This window comes from Xanthomonas sp. NCPPB 2586 (assembly GCF_041475775.2).
GTDB classification, from domain to species: domain Bacteria; phylum Pseudomonadota; class Gammaproteobacteria; order Xanthomonadales; family Xanthomonadaceae; genus Xanthomonas; species Xanthomonas campestris.
The window spans coordinates 3400157-3419749 of record NZ_CM192981.1 but is presented as its reverse complement, the minus strand read 5'-3'; the positions used below and the strand labels follow the sequence as shown (position 1 = coordinate 3419749).

Annotated in this window: 18 protein-coding genes, 1 other RNA gene and 5 pseudogenes; 8 read left to right on the top strand and 16 right to left on the bottom strand. The window is 65.5% G+C overall.

The window, feature by feature from the left end; translation table 11 throughout:
* Positions 1-159 precede the first annotated feature (159 nt).
* The 7 genes and pseudogenes from ACCQ09_RS14870 to ACCQ09_RS14840 form a co-directional block, all read right to left on the bottom strand.
* A pseudogene (locus tag ACCQ09_RS14870) lies at positions 160-279 on the bottom strand (MBL fold metallo-hydrolase); the annotation flags it as partial.
* Positions 280-403: 124 nt separating this feature from the next.
* Positions 404-769: a hypothetical protein gene (locus tag ACCQ09_RS14865; RefSeq protein WP_012438863.1), complete on the bottom strand. Its 366-nt coding sequence runs from the start codon at positions 767-769 to the stop codon at positions 404-406.
* Positions 766-1331: pseudogene (locus ACCQ09_RS14860) on the bottom strand (bactofilin family protein). Before ACCQ09_RS14860 ends, ACCQ09_RS14865 begins: the two are co-directional and overlap by 4 nt.
* A gap of 69 nt (positions 1332-1400) precedes the next feature.
* Positions 1401-3137 carry a diguanylate cyclase gene (locus ACCQ09_RS14855; protein ID WP_228428376.1) on the bottom strand — a complete coding sequence of 579 codons (1737 nt, stop codon included), beginning with the start codon at positions 3135-3137 and terminating at the stop codon, positions 1401-1403.
* 143 nt (positions 3138-3280) lie between these two features.
* Complete coding sequence (locus ACCQ09_RS14850) at positions 3281-3616, bottom strand: XAC1346 family secretion chaperone (protein WP_011036488.1); 336 nt, start codon at positions 3614-3616, stop codon at positions 3281-3283.
* 250 nt (positions 3617-3866) lie between these two features.
* Positions 3867-4208 carry a hypothetical protein gene (locus tag ACCQ09_RS14845; RefSeq protein ID WP_011036489.1) on the bottom strand — a complete coding sequence of 114 codons (342 nt, stop codon included), beginning with the start codon at positions 4206-4208 and terminating at the stop codon, positions 3867-3869.
* A 123-nt stretch (positions 4209-4331) separates the two neighbouring features.
* Positions 4332-5507 carry a thiolase family protein gene (locus ACCQ09_RS14840; protein ID WP_012438862.1) on the bottom strand — a complete coding sequence of 392 codons (1176 nt, stop codon included), beginning with the start codon at positions 5505-5507 and terminating at the stop codon, positions 4332-4334.
* A gap of 156 nt (positions 5508-5663) precedes the next feature.
* Here ACCQ09_RS14840 and ACCQ09_RS14835 point away from each other — a divergent pair.
* A pseudogene (locus ACCQ09_RS14835) lies at positions 5664-8527 on the top strand (S8 family serine peptidase).
* 101 nt (positions 8528-8628) lie between these two features.
* Here ACCQ09_RS14835 and ACCQ09_RS14830 read toward each other — a convergent pair.
* The 3 genes and pseudogenes from ACCQ09_RS14830 to ACCQ09_RS14820 all read right to left on the bottom strand — a co-directional run bounded on the left by ACCQ09_RS14830 (position 8629) and on the right by ACCQ09_RS14820 (position 10689).
* A complete protein-coding gene (locus ACCQ09_RS14830; protein ID WP_228428377.1) occupies positions 8629-9729 on the bottom strand; it encodes a Glu/Leu/Phe/Val dehydrogenase dimerization domain-containing protein in 1101 nt (366 codons plus the stop codon).
* 157 nt (positions 9730-9886) lie between these two features.
* Positions 9887-10036: pseudogene (locus ACCQ09_RS14825) on the bottom strand (2OG-Fe(II) oxygenase); the annotation flags it as partial.
* A 125-nt stretch (positions 10037-10161) separates the two neighbouring features.
* Entirely contained in the window at positions 10162-10689 is a 528-nt protein-coding gene (locus ACCQ09_RS14820) for a YgjP-like metallopeptidase domain-containing protein (RefSeq protein WP_029629006.1), read from the bottom strand.
* A gap of 199 nt (positions 10690-10888) precedes the next feature.
* On the opposite strand from ACCQ09_RS14820, the gene ACCQ09_RS14815 reads away from it, so the two are divergent.
* Entirely contained in the window at positions 10889-11062 is a 174-nt protein-coding gene (locus tag ACCQ09_RS14815; RefSeq protein WP_003489471.1) for a DUF1328 domain-containing protein, read from the top strand.
* A 163-nt stretch (positions 11063-11225) separates the two neighbouring features.
* Here ACCQ09_RS14815 and ACCQ09_RS14810 read toward each other — a convergent pair whose 3' ends face one another.
* Complete coding sequence (locus ACCQ09_RS14810) at positions 11226-11489, bottom strand: DUF2789 domain-containing protein (protein WP_228428378.1); 264 nt, start codon at positions 11487-11489, stop codon at positions 11226-11228.
* 129 nt (positions 11490-11618) lie between these two features.
* Between ACCQ09_RS14810 and ACCQ09_RS14805 the strand changes: the two genes are divergently transcribed.
* A complete protein-coding gene (locus tag ACCQ09_RS14805) occupies positions 11619-11885 on the top strand; it encodes a DksA/TraR family C4-type zinc finger protein (RefSeq protein WP_011036497.1) in 267 nt (88 codons plus the stop codon).
* Positions 11886-11898: 13 nt separating this feature from the next.
* Here the strand turns inward: ACCQ09_RS14805 and ACCQ09_RS14800 are convergent, their stop codons facing one another.
* Entirely contained in the window at positions 11899-12492 is a 594-nt protein-coding gene (locus ACCQ09_RS14800; protein WP_029629005.1) for a mechanosensitive ion channel domain-containing protein, read from the bottom strand.
* 131 nt (positions 12493-12623) lie between these two features.
* Here ACCQ09_RS14800 and ACCQ09_RS14795 point away from each other — a divergent pair.
* From ACCQ09_RS14795 to ACCQ09_RS14780, 4 genes and pseudogenes are all read left to right on the top strand, one after another.
* Positions 12624-12698, top strand: a non-coding RNA gene (locus ACCQ09_RS14795) — sX9 sRNA.
* 711 nt (positions 12699-13409) lie between these two features.
* Positions 13410-13988, top strand: a pseudogene (locus ACCQ09_RS14790) (RNA polymerase sigma factor); the annotation flags it as partial.
* Between the two features lie 4 nt (positions 13989-13992).
* Positions 13993-14526: a hypothetical protein gene (locus ACCQ09_RS14785; RefSeq protein ID WP_011036500.1), complete on the top strand. Its 534-nt coding sequence runs from the start codon at positions 13993-13995 to the stop codon at positions 14524-14526.
* An 11-nt stretch (positions 14527-14537) separates the two neighbouring features.
* Positions 14538-15422, top strand: coding sequence for a DUF4097 family beta strand repeat-containing protein (locus tag ACCQ09_RS14780; protein ID WP_040941582.1), 885 nt, complete (start codon positions 14538-14540; stop codon positions 15420-15422).
* Between the two features lie 101 nt (positions 15423-15523).
* On the opposite strand, the gene ACCQ09_RS14775 is transcribed toward ACCQ09_RS14780, so the two are convergent.
* From ACCQ09_RS14775 to ACCQ09_RS14760, 4 genes are all read right to left on the bottom strand, one after another.
* Entirely contained in the window at positions 15524-15709 is a 186-nt protein-coding gene (locus ACCQ09_RS14775; RefSeq protein ID WP_008578219.1) for a hypothetical protein, read from the bottom strand.
* 189 nt (positions 15710-15898) lie between these two features.
* Positions 15899-17281, bottom strand: coding sequence for an Hsp70 family protein (locus tag ACCQ09_RS14770; protein ID WP_228428056.1), 1383 nt, complete (start codon positions 17279-17281; stop codon positions 15899-15901).
* 130 nt (positions 17282-17411) lie between these two features.
* Positions 17412-17885 (bottom strand): FKBP-type peptidyl-prolyl cis-trans isomerase, encoded by a 474-nt coding sequence (locus ACCQ09_RS14765; RefSeq protein WP_040941580.1) that lies wholly within the window; start codon positions 17883-17885, stop codon positions 17412-17414.
* A gap of 157 nt (positions 17886-18042) precedes the next feature.
* Positions 18043-19005 carry a cation diffusion facilitator family transporter gene (locus tag ACCQ09_RS14760; RefSeq protein ID WP_197708507.1) on the bottom strand — a complete coding sequence of 321 codons (963 nt, stop codon included), beginning with the start codon at positions 19003-19005 and terminating at the stop codon, positions 18043-18045.
* Positions 19006-19123: 118 nt separating this feature from the next.
* Here ACCQ09_RS14760 and ACCQ09_RS14755 point away from each other — a divergent pair, with 118 nt between their 5' ends.
* Positions 19124-19459 (top strand): zinc ribbon domain-containing protein YjdM, encoded by a 336-nt coding sequence (locus tag ACCQ09_RS14755; RefSeq protein WP_014507187.1) that lies wholly within the window; start codon positions 19124-19126, stop codon positions 19457-19459.
* Positions 19460-19593: the final 134 nt, after the last annotated feature.

Below are 19593 nucleotides of genomic sequence, written 5' to 3'. Positions count from 1 at the left end.
TGGGGGCGGTGCGTGCGAGATGCTGCCTGTGTTGCGCAGATGCGGCGTGCGCGGCGGTGTCAGGTGCCTGGGTGTGGAAGGCCGCGATGGGGAGCACAGAGCCCCGCGCGGTGGAGGTTGCGCTGGTCGCCAGTGGGCAACGATGCAGCCGCGTCACGAAGCTGCGCGCGGCGACTGCTCCACGAGCACGCACGCATTGGGCAGGTGCTGCAACAAGGCGCCGGTACCACCAGCGCGATCCAGGTGCACGTGGGACAGGATCAACCATTTCTTGCGCGCGATGGGCTACCAACGTTGTGTCCGGACTGATCGCCGGAAACCGCAACAGGCCGATGCAACTGCCGACCCAGGAGGCGCACGGCGCCGACTGCGGGCCACGCCACACCGCAATTACGCAGCGCAGCTAATGCCGCGTACGCCGCCCAGTCGTTCGCACCGCAGTTGCTTCCACCGCCAGGGTGAAGCCGCGTTCCTCACCACCCTGCATGGCGCCCACGTCCACCACCTGGCGGCGGATTTCCTCGCCCTTGCCGTTGCGCACCACCACCACCACCGTGTATTCCCAGGCATCGCCATCGGCCGGGTGGCGAATCGTGCCGTCGACCTTGAGCGGCACGATCGGCGCCGGCTGGGTGTGCTGCGCCGCCGCCGAATCGAAGCGCAGATGGTGCCGGCAGGCAGGGCAGACGACCGCGCTTTCCAGGATCGTCGCCTTGCAATGCGGGCAGCTGCGCGTGGCGCCGGGCGTGCCCGGGCGGGGTGCACTCATGTGGCGTCGCTGTCTCCGGCCGCAACCACCGGTTTGGCCGGCGGCTTGCTGCCGGTGTCCTCGCCCCAGCCAAAGTCGGCCTGGCCACGCATGCGCGCGCCGGAGGCGACAGTGAGGCTACCGGCCTTGACGTCGCCGACCAGCACGCCGGAGGTCTGCAACTCCACCTGCGCAGCCGATTCGATATTGCCTTCCAGTTCCCCGGCAATGATCACCTTGTTGGCGCGCACGCCGCCGTTGAGCTTGGCGCCACGTTCGATGGTGAGATCGCCCTTGACGTTGACGTCGCCCTTGAACCGGCCGGCCAAGCGGACATGTCCGGCACCTTCGATCTTGCCTTCGATGCTGATGTCGGCGGCGATCAGGGATTCCTTCGCCTCACTCTGCCGGGTTGGCGCCGGCGTCGCCGCCACCGGCGGAGTTGGCGTCACCGCCGCTGCAGCGGCCGGGGCGGGGGTGGGGTGGGTTCTGCATTGAACAAGCGGCCGTCGGCCGGCGGAACCTCGGGCGCTGCGGGAACGCCGTCTTTCTTGTTGGGACCTTGATCGCGCCACATCGACATCGGGACTGCCTCGCTTGGATGGGTCACGCCGACTATCGCTGCGCTAGAGCATCTTTTGTGTGACGAATCTCAAACAATCGCGCCGTTTGTGCCACCCGGTTCGGCATTCACCGCCACCGCCCCGTGCCGTTCCACCCGGTTGCGGCCCTGGCGCTTGGCCACGTACAGCGCGGCATCGGCCTTCTGGATCAAGGCCGATCCCAGCTCGCCATCGGCCGGGAAGCTGGCCACGCCGATCGACGCGGTGACCCGTGGCAGCGCGCGCTGGCCGTCGCTGACCGCCAGCGCAGCAATGTGGCCGCGGATCTGTTCGGCCACGCGCATCGCTTCCTCGCCGTCGGTTTCCGGCAGGATCACGGTGAATTCCTCGCCACCGTAGCGGCAGGCCACGTCTTCGGCGCGCAGGCGGGTGAGCAGCAATTCACCGACTGCGGCCAGCAATAGATCGCCGCCGGCATGGCCCTGGCCGTCGTTGAACTGCTTGAAGTGGTCCACATCCAGCATCAGTACCGACAGCGGCAGATCACGGCGTGCGCAGCGCGCCAGTTCATGGCTGAGCGCTTCTTCCAGGTAACGGCGGTTGTACAACCCCGTCAGCGCATCGCGGATGGACTGACGGCGCAGCGATTCGCGCAGACGCAAATTGCTCAAGGCCAGCGACAACTGCTCGGCGGCCGCTTCAGCGATCTCCAGGCGGGGCATCGGCGCCGGGCCGGGCGCGGACAGGAACAGAAAACCCAGCTGCGTGCCCTGTGCCGACATCGGCAGGCACGCGGTGGTGATTGCCACGCTCGCATCGGGCAGGTCGATGTGCGCGCACGGCGCATCGCGCGCCAGGTCTTCGATCAGGTGGGGCTGGCCGCGGCGCAGTGCCCAGCACTCTTCGGGCAGCAGGTGCGAGGCGCTGTGCACCAACGGCGTGCCCCAGTGGCTGATCACCTCGGCGCGGTCCTGCGAGGCGCGCAGCAGATACACGCTGCCGGCAATGCCGGGCAGCAAATGCGCGAGCGTGCGGCTGGTGACATCCAGTGCTTCTTCGGCACTGACGCAACTCTGCAGCAGGCCGGTGTAGCGGCTGAGCAAATTGAGATCGGCCGCGCTGCGCTGCAGGGCGCCGATGCTCTCGCCCAGTTCCTGGTTGGCACGTGCGGCATGCCGCTCGGCCTGCGCGCGATGCCGCAGTTCGCGCATCAGCAGGCCGTACACCGTGCCGACCACGGCCAGCCCAAATGGGATGCCGGCCAGCGCCAGGATCAGCAACAACAACGCACTTTGGCGGCTGCTTTCCGCACGCAATGCCAGCAGCTCCTGCTCGCGCTGCACCATGGTCAGGGCCTGTTCGCGGATGGCGCTGGTGGTGCGAAACGCGGTCTGGCGAATGCTGGTACGCGCCGCCTCCAGGCCGCTGTCGGCGTAGACGTCGAGCACGTGCTGGATCTGCTTGAGCCGCGTGTCGACCAAGTGCTGCAGTTGATCCAGATGCGCCACCTGCGAAGGGTTGTCGGCGATCTTGCGGCGCAAGTTGCCGATCAGGATCGGCAGCCGCTCCACGCTGGTCTGATAGTCCAGCAGGTACGCGTCATTACCGGTGAGCAGGTAACCGCGCTCGGCCGATTCGGCATCGAGCACGCGCGCCTGGATCTCATCGACGCGGCCAATGACTTCATGCGTATGCGAGACGAGCGCGGCATCGGCGAGGGAGCGGCGCGCACCGACGAAGATGCCGATCCCGATCGCGATAAAGATGAGCGCAGAGAAGGCCAGCGCCAGCTGATTGCGGCGCCGCGAGGTAAAGGAAGAAGGCATCCGCAGATCCTAGCGTGCCAGGCTCGACAACACGAGCCGGCTGCTCGTCCGGAGCTGCATGCACCGGGCAGATATCACCGGTGCATGCAGGAGTTGCGAAGCGCGTCGCGGATTGCGTGCGCGCTCAGGCATCGCGGTTGCACTCAATGCTGCGCGTCGTGCTCGGCATTCTTTTCGGCCGCATTCTGTTCGGCCTTGTTGGCCATCTCGCGGGTCTTGTCGGCAGTGGCATCGGCGGCGTTGGCGGTAGCGCGGCTGGCGTCGGCGGCCAGGTCGCGTGCGGCGACGCGTGCATCGGCAGTGGCTTCCTTGGCCTGCACGGCAGCGCGGTCGGCCGCCTGCTCGGTCGCGGCGGCAGCGTGCTTTGCGGCAGAAGCGGCATCGCGGCGTGCCTGTTCGGCATCCGGGCCCTGGCAGGCGGCGAGGGTGACCACAGCAACAGCAACGGCGCTCAGCGACAGCATGCGGATCTTGTTCATGGGTGGGTCCTGTTCCGGTTCCCATTGGAAAGCGGAGCTTATGCAGACCCGGATGCAGCCGGCGTCAATGCCGCGAGGCCGCATTCAGCTGCGCGGACAGAGGTGGTGAGGTGCAGTGCGGTTATGCGCGCATAGATACGCGTTAGGCAGTACGCGTGGATGTGAGGTAGGCAACACTCAACACCCAGGCAAAGAAAAAGCCGCTGGAAACCAGCGGCTTTCTCCGAACGCGCTTGGAGCTAAGAAGTGATTACTTCTTGGCTTCTTCAGCGGTGTCCTTAGCAGCTTCGGCGGTGTCTTCAGCCGTCTTGGCAGCGTCAGCAGCCTGGTCAGCAGCAGCGTCGGTGGCGGCGCCGGAAGCAGCCTGGGCAGCGTCAGCAGCGGTGTCAGCCGAAGCAGCGGCGGTGTTGGCAGCAGCCTGAGCGGCGTCAGCCGACTGCGAGCCCGAGGCAGCAGCCTGGTCAGCAGCGGTCTGAGCGTCGGTTGCAGCTTCGTTAGCCGAAGCAGCAGCGTCCTGAGCCTGTTCCGGCTTCGAGCAAGCGGTCAGGGCCAGGCCCAGAGCCATTGCGATCAGCAGCTTGTTGATGGTCATTGTTTCAATCCTCGTCGATTAGATTAGGCAACGCGCTATTGCGCGCCCCCGACATGATGACGGCCCGAAGACTAGTGTCAAGCGCGCGCGCATTCAGCTTTGCAAATTCGCTGTTAATGCCAATCAAATCAATTCGATAGCAATGGCAGTTGCTTCGCCGCCGCCGATGCACAGCGTCGCGATTCCGCGCTTGCCGCCGCGGCTGCGCAACGCATTCACCAATGTCACCACTAAGCGTGCACCGGATGCGCCGATCGGGTGGCCGAGCGCGCAGGCACCACCGTGCACGTTGACCTTCTCGTGTGCAATTCCCAATTCCTTGATCGGTGTCATCGCCACCACGGCGAACGCTTCATTGATTTCAAACAGGTCCACGTCGTCCAGCGTCCAGCCGATCTTGCCGACCAGCGACTGGATCGCGGCCACTGGCGCGGTGGTGAACCATTCCGGTGCCTGCGAATGGGTGACATGGCCCACGATGCGCGCCAGCGGCGTGATCCCGCGGCGCTGCGCCTCATCGGCCGCCATCAGCACGGTGATTGCGGCGCCGTCGGAAATGCTCGACGAGCTGGCGGCGGTGACGGTGCCGTCCTTCTTGAAGGCCGCCTTCAAGGTGGGGATCTTGGCCACGTCGGATTTGCCGGGCTGCTCGTCGCTATCCACCACGATCTCGCCTTTGCGGGTGGCGACCTTCACCGGCACGATTTCATCGGCAAATGCGCCGTTGCGCTGCGCAGCCTGCGCACGTTCCACCGAGGCGATGGCATAGGCATCCTGATCGGCGCGCGAGAAGCCGAACTTCTCTGCAGTGGCTTCGCCGAACACGCCCATCGCCTGACCATCGTAGGGATTGGTCAGGCCGTCCCACGCCATGTGGTCCACCGCCTGGAAATTGCCGTAGCGGTTGCCGGTGCGCGAGTTCGGCAGCAGATGCGGCGCGTTGCTCATCGACTCCATGCCGCCGGCCACCACGATGCTGGCCGAACCGGCCTTGATCAGGTCGTGGCCGAACATGATGGCCTTCATGCCCGAACCGCACACCTTGTTGATGGTGGTGGCGCCGGTCGAGGTCGGGATGCCGGCCGCAATGGCGGCCTGGCGCGCAGGCGCCTGGCCCAGGTTGGCGGGCAATACGCAGCCGACGATCACTTCGGAGACATCGGCCGCGGCAACGCCCGACTGCGCCAGCGCGCCTTCAATGGCGGCGGCAGCAAGCGTGGGGGCGGGGACGCCATTGAACTGGCCAAGGAACGATCCGATGGCAGTGCGTTTTGCGGCAACGATGACGATGTCGGACATGAGTGGATACCGTTTAAAGTGAAACGATTATCTGCCTCGTGGCCGATTCGCGCCAGCGCGCACCGTGCTGGAGTGGTGGCTTCACGTGACGTATAAAAGCGATATTCGGGCCCGGGGTTGGGCCCGATCCATGGATTGGTTTGGGGAAAACTCAAGATGAAGAAGACAGACGTCGCCAGGACTGTCCTGGCCTCGGCGCTGGCCGTGGCATTGACCGCGTGTGGCGGTGGTGGGGGTGGGGGCGGTATTCGTCCGAGCACGCCGACTGCACCGCCACCGACCTCGCCACCACCTCCGCCACCGCCCACCTCACCGCCGCCGCCGCCCACGACCGCCCCACGCCGCCGCCCCCCACGACCGTACCGACCCCGCAGCCCGCGTTCGATGCGCACCTGGCGCTGACCAATACGCCTGCCGCGCAGGCGCTCGGCTTCACCGGCGCCGGTTACCGCATCGGCGTGGTCGACAGCGGCATCAACGGCAATCATCCCGCGTTGCAGGGGCGGTTATCCGACAGCTTCATCTATGTGGATCCGCGCGAAAACAATATCGCGGTGGGTGACGTGGTCGGACATGGAACAGTCGTGGCTGAGTTGGCGGCTGGAGGCGCGGTGGGGCAATGGCCGGGCGGTATCGCGCCCGGTGCGACGCTGGTCTCGGCGCGCATCATTGCCGACAAGGCGCCTGCGGATGACGGCAGCGGGCAGGGCAATGAGATCGACGGGCCGCTTGGATTGGAGGCCGTGCATGCGGACCTGATCCGCGCAGGCACGCGCATCATGAATAACTCCTGGGGCGGGCTGTACTGGACCGACCCCAATGTGACCAACCCGGTCGCACAGGAATACCGTGCGTTCGTGATCGGCAACGATGGTTTGGTTGTGTTCGCCTCCGGCAATGAATCGCGGACCGAGCCATCCGATACTGCTGCATTGCCCAGCCAGCTCGGCGCCAATGGCACGCGGCCGGCTGCCGATCTAGAGCGCGGCTGGCTGGTCGTTGGTGCAGTGGATACCGCCAATCCGACCCAGCTGGCGTCGTATTCGAATGCCTGCGGTGTAACGATGCGGTATTGCCTGGTGGCACCGGGCACGTCGGTGTATGTCGGCCCCGACAGTACCGCCGGTAACCTGAGCTACTTCTATGGCAGCGGTACTTCGTTTGCCGCGCCGTTGGTGTCCGGCGCCGCCGCGCTGGTGTGGCAGGCGTACCCGTATTTCAACAACGACCTGGTGCGCCAGACCTTGTTGGGCACGGCGACCGACCTCGGCGCCGCAGGCGTCGATCCAACGTTCGGATATGGTCTGCTCAACGTGGGCAAGGCGGTGTTGGGGCCGGCGCGGTTTGACTGGGGCACGGTGGATGTCACTGTCAACACGCTGCGATCGACCTGGGCCAACGACATCAGTGGCAACGGTGGGTTGACCAAGCGCGGTAGCGGCACATTGGTGTTGAGTAGCACCGCCAATACCTTTGTTGGCGACACCCAGGTCCTGGGCGGTACCTTGCAGACCGCCAGTCTGCAAAGTGCGCGCGTGGGCGTGGCCAGCGGCGCCAGCTTGATTGGCAGTGGCCGGATCGCCGGAACCCTCAACAATGCAGGCACCGTGCAGGTCAACGGCGCAACGCTGGCGGTCGCGGGTAATTACATCCAGGACAGCACCGGCCGTTTGGCCTTGAACGTGGGCGACCGCTTGAACGTCACCGGTACGGCGAGCATCGCGGGAGAGCTGCAATTGTTGGGGCGCCGCGATTACGTGGTCGACAACGCCACTTACACCTTGTTGCAGGCGGCCGGTGGCTTGCAGGGCACGTTCGGGACGGTTACGCGCGGCCCGGCGGTGACCTTTCTCGATGCAAGCGTGACCTACGACAGCAACAATGCGTACTTGGCGCTGCGCGGTCTGACAGCCACTGCCGTTGCCAGCACGCTCGGCTTGTCCGGCACGACGGCAATGGACTCTGCCGTGCGCGTTGAACAGGCATTTCAACAAGTGGACGTGCAGCTGTTGCAGGGCAGCGGCGCGATCAGTAGCGGGTTTGTCCAGGCTGCGGCCGCGCTGCAGCAGTCGCCAACCGGTGAGACGGCTGCGGATTCGCTGCGCAGCCTGTCCGGCCGCGCGCATGCCGAATCGGCGGCGATGATCTTCGACACGATTGATCTGAGTAGACGCGCGCTGGCCACGCATTTCGATGGCGTCTCGCAACAACCGCGCCTGCTTGGTGTCTGGCAGCGTGCATTGGGCGGGCCGGGCGAGGGTGGTGCGACCAGCAATGGATTCGCCACCTCGGGCTGGATGATGGGCAACGATCTGCGCATGGCATCCGGTGCGGTGGCAGGGTTTGCCTTCGGCGAAACGCGCTCCAACAGCCTGGGCGATCTGGATGGCGCGCGTGGGCGCGATCGCCAGGTGCATGCCCAACTGTATTGGGGCACCACGCGCGGGCCGGGGTATGCGCTGGGCCAGATGGGCTTTGGCAATGTGCGTCGGCAGATCGAGCGCAGCCTGCAGTTTGGCCTGGACCGCAGTGCCGCCTTTAGCGATTACAGCGGCAGCTATCTCAGCGGCAACCTGGAAACCGGCTATCGCTTCGGTGATGTCGCTGCTTCGCTGACGCCGTACCTGGGCGTGGACTACGTGCGTCTGGCCAGCGAAGGCTTCCGCGAACAGGGTGGTGAAGGGTTCGGTCTGCGTGCCGATGCCAGCACCTCTGCGCGGACGCAGCTGTTGGCTGGTTTGCGTTCGGCGTACCGCTGGCGCGGCCTGCAGCTGGGCGGTTATGCCGAGTGGCAGCAAGCGCTCAGCAGCGAGGGCCTGAGCCTGGATGCCAGCTTTATCGGCGTGGATGCGTGGGCTCCGTTACGCGGCATGCAGCCGGCGCGGTCTGGCGGGCTGCTCGGGGTTGCGGCGTCCGCGCCGCTCGGTGAGCGCGGCGCGCTGCGTTTCGGCTACGACCAGCGGGTGGGCGAGCGTGGCGATGCCCGCGCGTTGAGCCTGAAGTACAGCGCCGATTTCTGATCGGTGTGCCTGACGCCCGCGTGCAATGCCCGGGCGTTAGGTGTGCGGTGGGGATTGCGTCATCGCACCAGTCCTCAACCGCGGCCCGCCCGTTTGCGCGCTTACTCGCCGCGTAACTTGTGCAGGAAGCGCGGTGCGGTGCGGCCCAGCGGCAGCTTGAGCTTGCTGATCGCTTCGATGCGCGTTTCGGCAATCTGGTCGGCCGCCTGCTGCGGCGGGATGCCGAGCTGGGTGGACAGGTCGAACACCTTTTCCAGGTTGTGGTAGATGCTGCGGATCAGGCGCATCGCACGTTCGCGGTTGTAGCCGTCGATCTCCAGCGACACATTCATGACGCCGCCGGCATTCACTACATAGTCGGGCGCATACAGAATGCCGCGCTTGTGCAGCTCTTCGCCGATCGCTGCACTGGAGAGCTGATTGTTGGCTGTTCCGCAGATGATCTTGGCCTTGAGCTGCGGCAAGGTGTTTTCGTTGATCGCACCTTCCAGCGCGCATGGTGCGAACACGTCGGCAGGCACTTGGTGGATTTCGTTCGGGCGCACGGCCTCGGCGCCGTATTCGGACACTGCGCGATCCACCAGCGCCGGATTGAGATCGGCTACATAAAGCTTGGCGCCGCGTTCCTTGAGCAACTTCACCAGTTCCATGCCGATATGGCCCAGGCCCTGGATCGCGATGCTGGCCTTGCCGACTTCTTCATGGCCGAGCTTGCGATTGAGCGAGGCCATCAGCGCCTGCAGCGCGCCGTAGGCGGTGAACGGCGCGGGATCGCCGGAGCCGCGATGCACCTGATGCACGCCGGTGACGTACTCGCTCTCCAGGTAGATCTGCTCCATGTCGTTGACATCGGTACCCACATCCTCGGAGGTGATGTAGCGGCCTCCCAGGGTGTCGACAAAGCGGCCAAAGGCGCGGAATAGCGCCTCGCTCTTGTCGGTCTTCGGGTCGCCGATGATCACGGCCTTGCCGCCACCGACATTGAGGCCGGCCACCGCGTTCTTGTAGGTCATGGTGCGGCTGAGCCGTAGCGCGTCGTTGAGCGCGGCTTCGCTGTTGGCATACGGCCGCATGCGCACCCCACCCAGTGCCGGCCCCAGACGGGTGCTGTGCAACGCGATGATGGCCTTGAGGCCGGCGTCGCGGTTGTGGCAGAAAATCACCTGCTCATGGCCGGTGGTATCGAGGGTTTCGAAAAGCATCGAAGGCTCCGCGGGGCTGCGTGATGTGCCTTCCCTGACGCCCGGCCTGCAGCCGGCGCAATGGGAAACAAAAAACGCGACGTCTCCAGACCCTGTCCGATCACGTCGCGCCGCAACATTTTAAACCACGCTGGCCGGTGGATGTGTATGAACCCGTTCACCAATCCCGGTAGCGGCGCTGCCGAAACCACAGCGTGCCCAGCCATTTGCTGCCCGCATCCACCGGCAGACCCGCGTGCAACGAATCCGGATCAGGCGTGCCGTCGGCCAGCAGATTGTCGAAGCACACCACCGCACCTGCGCGTGGTATCGCAAATCCGCACCACCGGCCTGAAGGTACTGAACTAGACGCGGATCGTGCTGAGCCGGTGCCACGTTGGGAAGCAGGCGGGAGCGGCAGCGGGACGATCAAGGTTCCGGCCAAGCTTGCAATCAGTCGCGCGGGCTCAGCGCGAGCTGGGTCAGATACAGGCGCAGGTCGAATTCGAGCTGGTGGTAATCCGGGGCCATGTGGTGGCACAGCTGGTAGAAGGCCTTGTCGTGCTCGGGCTCTTTGAGGTGCGCCAGTTCGTGCGCCACGATCATCTGCAGGAAGGGCGCGGGTGCGTCGCGGAAGATCGCGGCGATGCGGATCTCGCGGCTGGCTTTCAGGCGGCTGCCATGCACGCGCGAGATGGCGGTGTGCGTGCCAAGCGCATGCTTCACCACCTGCAGATGATTGTCGTAGATGGCTTTGTGCAGCGTGGGCGAAGAGCGCATGTAGCGCTCCTTCATTTCTTTGACGTAGTCGTACAACTGCCGGTCGGTGCGCACGGTGTGGCGCTCGGGATACCGCTGCGCCAGGACGGCGCCGAGCTTGTCCTGCGCAATCAATGCGCGCACCTGCTCCAGCACTGCAGGTGGGTAACCGGTGAGATAGCGAAGCGTGTCCATGTGATCCAAACGTTGCCCAGGCCGCATGATCGCCGATGCGCGGTGTGTCTGCGAGCGATGTGAAGAGGCGTTCGCACAGCTAAACGGCCGGGCAACTGTGTCGTCGTGTGTCACGCTTATTCACGAGTGCGGCACAGGGTGGTGGGTAGCGTGCACGGCATGTTTTCCGGCACTGCGCCGCTGAAAGCACTCGACTGACGCAACGGCTTTGCCGATAGGAGACATCATGATCAAGTGGGCCATTATTTTCGCCATCATCGGCCTGATTGCCGGTGCATTGGGCTTCGGTGGCATGGCAGGTGCGGCGATGGGAATCGCCAAGTTCCTGTTCTGGGCCGGCATCATCATCGCCATTGTGCTGTTCGTGCTGGGCATGACGATTGCCAAAAAGGTGACCTGATTGCCATCGCCTGCAGTAGCGCTTTCGAGCGCTGCTAGCAGGCGTTAGAGATACAAAAGGAGCGGCAATGCCGCTCCTTTTTTTGTGCGTGCTGTTTTGTGCGCCTTGCAAGCCATCGCCAGGCAAGTGCGCAAACGAGCTCTAGCTTTACTGGAGCCGTACTTCAGCCTGCCGACACGCCGGTGTCTTCTGCTTCGGTATGCAGGGCGATATTGAGCTGGTCGATGTTGACGATCCAGTCGGCATCGTCGATGCGCTCTTCGCGCAGCAGCTGCGCCTGGGCCGGTGTCCAGAACGGTGCTTCTTCCAGTCGCACATCGCCCGGAAGCGGGGAATGTTCGGCGATGAAACGGCGAATGCTGGCTTCGTCGGAGGGCAGGCCGAGCTGTGCAAACAGTTCGGAGAACGGGTGGACGGGTTGTTCCATGGTGGGGTTCCTGTGGGCGGCGAATCGGTGAATGCTAGAGCACCCGGTTTGAGGGCGCTGTGCAGAGCCGGCTTGGATTTTGCGCTGTGCGTGCCCATTTCAGAAACAGACCAACAAGGTGATGCAGACATGGCGACCGGATGGGCGGGTGATGGGGCGGTGCAGGACCAGATCGATGCCACGGTGGACGAGGCGATCCAGCGGGCGCGCAGCCAGCTGCACCAGGGCCCGAGCCTGACGCACTGCGAAGACTGTGATGCACGTATTCCCGAGGCGCGGCGCAACGCTGTGCCGGGTGTGCATCTATGCGTCACCTGCCAGGAGGCGCATGACCATGCGCAAGCCGCGCAAGGCGGCTACAACCGGCGCGGCAGCAAGGACAGCCAGCTGCGCTGACAGGCGCCGCTGTTTAAGGCGAATGGAACCCGCTGGTCTCGCGCCACCGCCGGGTGGTGCGCTGGAAGAACAGGCTGTTGGGCACCTGCAGGACGCTGCCAGCGTGGTCGCCGGTTTCTTCCAGTGTGGTGTAGATCACATTGATGTCGATGACGCGGCCCTTGAGGCCCGGCTTGTCGCCGCCTTCGAGCAATTCGATGTGGTCGTGCAGCCGGAACGGCCGCGTGGTGATGATGAGGAACGTGCAGAAGATGTTGGACAGCACGCTCCACGCAGCGAAGAACGCCACCGCACCCACCGCCGCAAATCCTGTGAACGCCGTCCACAACGTGCCGGCGGAGACGCCAATCACGTGCAGCACCATCAATAGCGCGCTTACCGAAATGATGAAGCCGCCCGTTCGCCGAATGCCAATCATCATTTCGGCCGGCACGCTGTAGCGCGTGCACAGGCGTTTGAGCAGTTGGCGCAAGAGCAGCCGGATCAGGCCCGCGACGGCGAGGATCACGACGATCTTGACGGCGGGCACTGCGACATCCAGCCACTGCGGGTTCCAGTGCGGCAACAGACTACGGATCATCGCGGGAAGGGGGTCGGGTGCAGCCATCAGCTCAAGCGGATACGTGGGGGAGCCTAGTGTAACGGGCTACTCCCTGCGCAATGGGTGCGTGGGCTAAGAGCAGCTATCAAAACTACTGCGCAGCCGCCAGGCGGGCGCGGCCGGTGCTCGGAATCCTCATGTACCCACGTACATTCCGGTTCCTCCGCGCCGTCCGCACCCACCTGACGACTGCTCGCTACGTTTTGTCAGCCGCTCTAAATGCGCGCTCATCTGCGTGTGCTGTGTGGTGCAGTGATCCATGGTCAAACGCGTGAAGCGCTGCGGTCGTGGGCCTGGGATGGCCGCTGCAATCGCTGTCATGCGGCAGGAGTGCCCTTCGTTATGGGTGTCGGGTCTTGGCAGTGCATTACCGTCGCTGTAGATGCATCGCCTGATATTCCCGGAGATCGAACACGGCCTGCCAACTGTCGCGCAGGGTACGCACGGCGCCCCAGTGACTGGGCGACGGCACGTGCACACAGCGCGGTGTCGCAGCGCTGCTTGCGGGCAGCACGCAGGCTTCCACGCGCTGTGGGCTGAGCGATAGGCGTAAGGCGGCCGTGGGCAGCGGGCCAGGGCAGTGGGTCGGGCACAGGCTCAGCAGCAAGCCAACGATGAGGGTCATGCGGATAACGCCAGGGCGGGGCCGCCCAGGACAGCGGCGCGACGCTGTGCAATCGAAGCCTTCGATGCGCCCTGCGCCAGAAAGGTTTAGAACTCCGGTAGAAAAATGGCTGCGTCGGGCGTAGAGCGGTGAACCAACGTAGTGAGCAATCGCCAGGCGGTTGGGGGCGGTGCGGAGGAACTGGCGTGTACGGGCAGATATGCCGATTTCGGGCGTCTGCCGCGCTTGTCTGGCGATTTCGCAGTCGCATTGATGCCTGCGCTTAAACCTTTTTGCTGCCCGGCGCATCGAACTGGCTATGCTCGATACCACCGTGCCCCCCGATGCCCCCGCTTGCGACAGCTCCGCCGACCGCGACGATGCGGCATTGGCGCGTGCAGCCGCGGCAGGCAGCCGCTCGGCGTACGAGACGATCTACCGCCGCCATGCGCCACGCCTGTATGCGGTGGTGTGGCGGCTGTGCGGCGGCAACGCCGCACGCGCCGACGATGCCTTGCAGGAGACCTTCATCGCCGCCTGGAAGGCCTTGCCGCAGTTCCGCTTTCAAAGTGCCCTGGGCACCTGGCTGCATCGGCTGGCGGTCAATACCGCCTTGATGGAGCTGCGTCGCCGCGCACATTCGCGCGATCACGAGCTTGACGATGCCGATGGCGAACTGCTCGCGGCAATTCCTGGTGCTTCGTCCTGCCAGGCCACCCAAATGGATCTGGAGCGCGCGCTGGAGACCCTGCCGCCACGCGCGCGTGCGGTGCTGGTGCTGCACGACATCGAGGGCTGGAAACATCATGAAATCGCCGAAGAACTGCAGATGGCGGTCGGCAGTTCCAAGGCGCAACTGCATCGCGCACGCGGCCTGTTGCGTGCGCGGCTGGGAGAACCGTATGACCCAATCCCTTCCTCCATCCGGCACCGACGATGCGGCCTTGGTCGCGCGCCTGCAGGCCCTGCCCACGCAGCGCCAGCCGGCGCCGCAGCTGTGGGAAAACATTGCCGCCGCACTGCCGCCGCGCGACACGGTCGCGGCGCTGGCACCACGCCGGCAGCGCCGCGCATGGCAGTGGCCAGCGGCCGGCCTTGCGCTCGCGGCTGCGCTGGGAGTGATCGCCATCGCGCCTGGGCTTAAGCCTCTGCCGACCGCGCCAGCCCATGCAGCTGCGCCGCCAGCGCTGGTGATGCAGGCGCAGGCCCTGGCCGGGCAATACCAGCAGGCCATCGCGGCGGTTCCCGTGGAGCAGGCGCCGGCTGCATTGTTGCCGGCACTGAACGAGCTGGACCGCAGCGCGCAGTCGATCCACACCGCCATCGTGCAGAGCCCGCGCTCTGCGTTTTTGTTGTCGCAGTTGCAGCGCACCTATGCAAAGCGCCTGCAATTGACCCGTCTCGCCGCACAGGGCGAGGCCTACGTCCCCAGCTGAGGAAGCCACCCATGCGCTACGCCACGTTATCCCTGTTGTTGTTGAGCGCCGTCTGCGCACTGCCCGCCGCGGCCCAGACTGCGGTGAAGCAGACCCATCCACTGGCACGCGGTGGGCGCGTGGAGATTGAAAACATCGCCGGGCAGGTGCGCGTGCGTGGCTGGGACCGCGACGAGGTGTCGTTGACCGGCACGCTTGGGCCGGGCCAGCGGCTGGATGTCAATGAAAGTGCCGACCGGCTGCAGTTCGAGGTGGTCTATCCGCGCAGTAGCCGCAACGGCAACGGGGCGCAGCTCGAACTGCGGGTGCCGCGCGGCGCGGTGTTGCAGGCAGAGGTGGTCAGCGCCGATCTGGATGTGGACCAGATCGATCTGGCGCGGCTGCAGCTCAAGTCGGTCAGCGGCGAGGTGGTCGCCGCCGGGCGCGCCAAGGAGGCGCGTCTGGAGTCGGTCAGCGGCGATGTGCGCAGCACCGTGGCCACCACGCGTTTGAACCTGAGCACTGTCAGCGGCGAGATCGCGGCGCCGAGCGGTGCCAGTGGCCAGGTGAGTGCCGAGTCGGTGTCTGGCGATATCAGCCTCAGCACCGGGCAGGTGGCGCAGCTGCGTGCGCAGAGCGTATCCGGCACAACCGGGCTCAAGGTGGCAGGCCTGGCGCCAGGCGGCAGTATCGCGGCGGAAAGTGTGAGCGGAGACATCGCGCTGGGCGTGCCGCGCACTGTATCGGCGGCGTTGAACCTAGAGGTCTTCAGCGGCGACATCCGCGCGGTGGCCGGGCGGGTCGAACGGCCGGAGTACGGCCCAGGCAAGAGCCTGAAAACGACGTTGGGCGCAGGCAATGGCGACATCAAACTGGAGTCGCATTCCGGCTCGGTGCGGGTCGATTACGGCAACTGAGGCGTTGCAGATCCGCTGAGGGCAGCTGCCTGTGTCACCGGCAACCAGCCATGACAGTGCAGCACGACGTGCCGCCCCGTAGGGCAGCACGTCGGTCGAACTCAGGCGCTCTTGTCGCCGTCGTTGCGGGCGGGGCCGAAGTTGGTGGTGAGCACTTCGATCCGGCCGCCGGTCTTGCGAAACGCGGCGATGTCGGCAGCGATACGCTCACGGCTGAGCGGCTGCGACTTACCTTCGCTGCGAGCGATGCTGGGCTGGGATTTCTGCTTGGTCGCGGGACGTGCCATGTGGCCTCCTGTAGCGGGGAAGTGCAAGGACACCGCGTGCGGCTAGGGTGCGCGCGCGGAAGCGGTGTCGAAGAGTGCGATCACGTTCGGTGCGTGGTCACGGCGGCACGGCGGAGCGTGCCTTGCAGGCAAGACGGCGGGGCGTCCGGCAGCAACCGCGCAGTCTAGTCGGGGCGATGTAGAGTTTCGTTAAACGACCGCGGGCTGGGCCTCGCCGGCACCCGCGGTGGCCCAGGCCAAGCCTTGCACCACGCCGAACGACGGGTCGCCATGGACCAGGCGCGAGGCCGGGAACGCCGCTGCCACGGTGTCGCGGATATAGCCGGCGCGCGACATGCCGCCGGTCAGGAACACCGTTTCCGGCGCGGCGCTCAGGTCTGCGTTGACCTGGGCCAACAGGCCTTCCAGTTCGCGCAGGTAATTGGAAGCGGCCCCGACCAGGGCGGCCGCGTCGACGTCCACCGTCAGGTCGCGCTCGATGAAGTCCAGCACTGCGCTGTGCCGGTCGTGCTCGCTCAACGCAATCTTGCAGGCTTCCACCCCGCGGTACAGGCGTGCGGTATTGCCGGTCTCCTGCAGGGCCTGCAGGCGACGATCGAACGGTGCCGGCACGTCCTGATACTTGTGCAGCCGGAATTCGCGCTGGCGCGTCATGTCCTGCACCATCGCCGCCTCGACGTAGTGGTGCGCCGGGACACGCGTGATGCCACGCCCGAACAACGGCATGTAGGCGGCCAAGCTCAAGGCCAGGTCGATGTCGGTACCGCCGCGCGCAATGCCCCACGCGCGGTGCACCTGCGGGGGCGCGCTGCCGCCCACGCTGGCATGCGCGACATCCGTAGTGCCGCCGCCAATATCCACCACCACCGTGTCGTGCCAGGTGGCATGGCTGACGTGGTAATGCATTGCTGCGGCCGCAGGTTCTTCGAGGAAATCCACCTGGTCGAAGCCGGCGGCGATCGCTGCGGTCTGCAGGATCTCCAGCGCCTGTGCGTTGCCGGCCTCGCCGATGGAGCTGCGGAACTGCACCGGGCGGCCCAGCGTGGCACTGCGGATGTTGTGATCGAATTGCTGCGAGGCGGTCAGCCGAATGTGTTCCAGTACATGCGTGGCAATGCCGGTAATGGTCTGGCGCGCGCGCGGATGCAGGTTGTAGCCCAGCATCGACTTTGGGCTCTGCACCAGGTTGCCTTCGCCTTCCAGGAAATACGCATCCAGCGCCTCGTCGCCATAGACCGCGTTCTGCAGCAATGCTGCGGAACTGCGCGGCGCACGTATTTGTTCTTCCATCCATTGCCGGCGCACCACCCGCAGGGCGTCGCGGCGCAGGCTGTCCTGGCTGGGGCTGCGCCCGGCGGCGGCCGCGTCGCGGCGTCCGGCATCGATCAGGCGTTCGAGTTCGTATTCCAGCGCCGGCGTCAGGCTGAAATCATCCGGGTCACGCATGATCTCCGGGAAATACACGGTGGTGCGGAACTGCAATGCCTCGCCAAAGCGCACCGGGACCACCTTGCCGTCGACGATGGCCGCCGCGGCGGAGTTGCTGGTACCGAAGTCGATGCCGAGTTTCATGCGGGCGCGCCTGTGAGCGGGCCGCGCACTTTACTACGGCTGCCTGCCTGCCGTTGCGGCAGGCCTCAGGGCCGGTCTGCGGCCTGCGCTGGCGGGAGCGCCGCGCACCCCTGGCGCGCGGCGCAGCGCCTCAGGCGGCGATGTCGGTGACGTGGCCCTGGTCGAGTTCTTCGGTGGTGGCCTCGCGCACCGCGGTCACTTCCACGGCGAAATGCAGGGTTTGCCCGGCCAGCGGGTGATTGCCGTCCACGGTGACCTGCTCCGGGCCGACCTCGGTGACGGTGACCATCACCGGCCCCTGCTGGGTGCGCGCTTCGAACTGCGCGCCCGGAACCACCTCAACGTCGCTCGGGAAGGCTTCGCGCGGCACGTGCTGGATGAGTTGCGCATGGCGCGGGCCGTAGCCCTGTTCCGGCGCGACATCGGCGGTGAGCGTGTCGCCGGTGCGCTTGCCGTCCAGTGCCTGTTCCAGGCCCGGCACGATGTTGCCGGCACCGTGCAGATAGCTCAGCGGGGTGTCGGGCGTGGAGCGATCGAGCACCTGGCCGCTGTCATCGGAGAGGGTGTAGTGAATGGTCGCAACGCGACCCTGGGTGATTTCCATGGGAAACCTCCATTGATTGAGTACAAGGGGAGTGCATCGGTCAGATCACGATGCGAGACGATGGCGCACCACAACGGTAGGCAATCGATACAGCCGATGCAACCGCGACCGCGCGTGCGGGTTACGGCAGGATCAGCTTGGTGCACACGCGCCTGCGCTACTCGGCTTGCGCGCCGCGCTCGATCTGCGCACGCCGTGCACGCCAGGTTTCCGGCGTCTGCGGCTTGACGAACAGGGCGGTGACTTCGGGATGTTTCTGCTTGGCCGCCGCTTCGATGCGGCCGATGCAGGCTTCGATCTGCGGCGTGGTGCGGGTGTCTTCGAATTCGGCGCTGAGCGCTGCAACCACCTGGTTGGGGCCCATCTGCATGGTGAGCACGCCATTGGCCGCGCGCACGTCTGGATCGGCCGCGGCGATGGCCAGCAATGAGTCGGTCACGTGCGCATGCGCAGGTTCGCCGATCAACAGGCCCTTGGTCTCACGTGCGAGCAGAAACGCCGTGAACGCCAGCACGCAGGCGATGCCGATGGAGGCGATGCCATCGAGCTGGGGCATGTTGAACAGCTGCGCGCCGGCAACGCCCAGCAGCGCCATGAACAGACCGACCAGCGCGGCGCTGTCTTCCAGCAGCACGGTGAAGGTGCTGGGATCCTTGCTCTGCCGAAACGCCTGGAAATAGCCCATGCGCCCCTTCTTGGCGCGGAACTCGCGAAACGCCACCACCCACGAGATGCCCTCGAACACGATCGACACACCCAGCACGCTGTACGCCAGCCAATGGCTGCTGGCCGGTTCGGGATTGCGCAGATGCACGATGCCTTCGTACAGCGAAACGCCGGCACCCATCGCGAACACCAGCAGCGCCACGATGAAACTCCAGAAATACAGCTCACGCCCGTAGCCGAACGGATGCGTGGGCGTGGGCGCACGTGCCGCGCGGCGCAGGCCGTACAGCAACAGCACTTCATTGATGGTGTCCACCAGCGAGTGCACGCCTTCGCTCAGCATGGCCGAGCTGCCGGAGATGCCGGCGGCGATGAATTTGGCCACGGCGATGGCCAGATTGCCTGCCAACGCCACGTAGACGACCAGATGCGAACCACTGGGCTTGTTGGACACGGGCAACCTGCGACTACCGGGGGAGGCGACGCACTATCGCGCCGCTGCCGTGGCCGATGCGTGATCGCGGCAGGCTGCGGCTACAATCCACGCCCTCTTTGTGTTCGTAAGGAAGCCCATGTCCACCGCGCCCGCCTGTCCGCAATGCAGTCTGGACAACACCTATGCCGATGGCGCGCTGTGGATCTGCGCCGATTGCGGTTTCGAGTGGAGCGCCGCCGAGGCGCCGGCTAACGCGGTGGTCGTGCGCGACAGCAACGGCAATGTGCTCAACGCCGGCGACACCGTCACCGTGATCAAGGACCTCAAGGTCAAGGGCTCGTCGATTCCGCTCAAGCAGGGCACGGTGATCCGCAATATCCGCCTGGTCGAGGACGATGCCGAGCACATCGAAGGCAACTCCGACAAGATCAAGGGCCTGGTGCTGAAGACCTGCTTCCTGCGCAAGGCCTGAGCCGCGATCTAGAGCGCTTGGTGGATCTGGAACACGTTGTAGGAGCGCGCTTGCGCGCGATAGAGCGTTATCGGTGACGCCCCATCGCGCGCAAGCGCGCTCCCACAAAGCCAGGTGTATATCGCGACGTCGGA

What these genes read in the sequence shown, in the direction of transcription:
- ACCQ09_RS14755 (WP_014507187.1), top strand. Translation starts at nt 19,124, where the DNA reads ATGTCCACCGCGCCCGCCTGTCCGCAATGCAGTCTGGACAACACCTAT.
- ACCQ09_RS14780 (WP_040941582.1), top strand. Translation starts at nt 14,538, where the DNA reads ATGCGCTACGCCACGTTATCCCTGTTGTTGTTGAGCGCCGTCTGCGCA.
- ACCQ09_RS14850 (WP_011036488.1), bottom strand. Translation starts at nt 3,616, where the DNA reads ATGAACAAGATCCGCATGCTGTCGCTGAGCGCCGTTGCTGTTGCTGTG.
- ACCQ09_RS14775 (WP_008578219.1), bottom strand. Translation starts at nt 15,709, where the DNA reads ATGGCACGTCCCGCGACCAAGCAGAAATCCCAGCCCAGCATCGCTCGC.
- ACCQ09_RS14805 (WP_011036497.1), top strand. Translation starts at nt 11,619, where the DNA reads ATGGCGACCGGATGGGCGGGTGATGGGGCGGTGCAGGACCAGATCGAT.
- ACCQ09_RS14820 (WP_029629006.1), bottom strand. Translation starts at nt 10,689, where the DNA reads ATGCGGCCTGGGCAACGTTTGGATCACATGGACACGCTTCGCTATCTC.
- ACCQ09_RS14865 (WP_012438863.1), bottom strand. Translation starts at nt 769, where the DNA reads ATGAGTGCACCCCGCCCGGGCACGCCCGGCGCCACGCGCAGCTGCCCG.
- ACCQ09_RS14815 (WP_003489471.1), top strand. Translation starts at nt 10,889, where the DNA reads ATGATCAAGTGGGCCATTATTTTCGCCATCATCGGCCTGATTGCCGGT.
- ACCQ09_RS14855 (WP_228428376.1), bottom strand. Translation starts at nt 3,137, where the DNA reads ATGCCTTCTTCCTTTACCTCGCGGCGCCGCAATCAGCTGGCGCTGGCC.
- ACCQ09_RS14800 (WP_029629005.1), bottom strand. Translation starts at nt 12,492, where the DNA reads ATGGCTGCACCCGACCCCCTTCCCGCGATGATCCGTAGTCTGTTGCCG.
- ACCQ09_RS14845 (WP_011036489.1), bottom strand. Translation starts at nt 4,208, where the DNA reads ATGACCATCAACAAGCTGCTGATCGCAATGGCTCTGGGCCTGGCCCTG.
- ACCQ09_RS14785 (WP_011036500.1), top strand. Translation starts at nt 13,993, where the DNA reads ATGACCCAATCCCTTCCTCCATCCGGCACCGACGATGCGGCCTTGGTC.
- ACCQ09_RS14810 (WP_228428378.1), bottom strand. Translation starts at nt 11,489, where the DNA reads ATGGAACAACCCGTCCACCCGTTCTCCGAACTGTTTGCACAGCTCGGC.
- ACCQ09_RS14830 (WP_228428377.1), bottom strand. Translation starts at nt 9,729, where the DNA reads ATGCTTTTCGAAACCCTCGATACCACCGGCCATGAGCAGGTGATTTTC.
- ACCQ09_RS14765 (WP_040941580.1), bottom strand. Translation starts at nt 17,885, where the DNA reads ATGGAAATCACCCAGGGTCGCGTTGCGACCATTCACTACACCCTCTCC.
- ACCQ09_RS14770 (WP_228428056.1), bottom strand. Translation starts at nt 17,281, where the DNA reads ATGAAACTCGGCATCGACTTCGGTACCAGCAACTCCGCCGCGGCGGCC.
- ACCQ09_RS14840 (WP_012438862.1), bottom strand. Translation starts at nt 5,507, where the DNA reads ATGTCCGACATCGTCATCGTTGCCGCAAAACGCACTGCCATCGGATCG.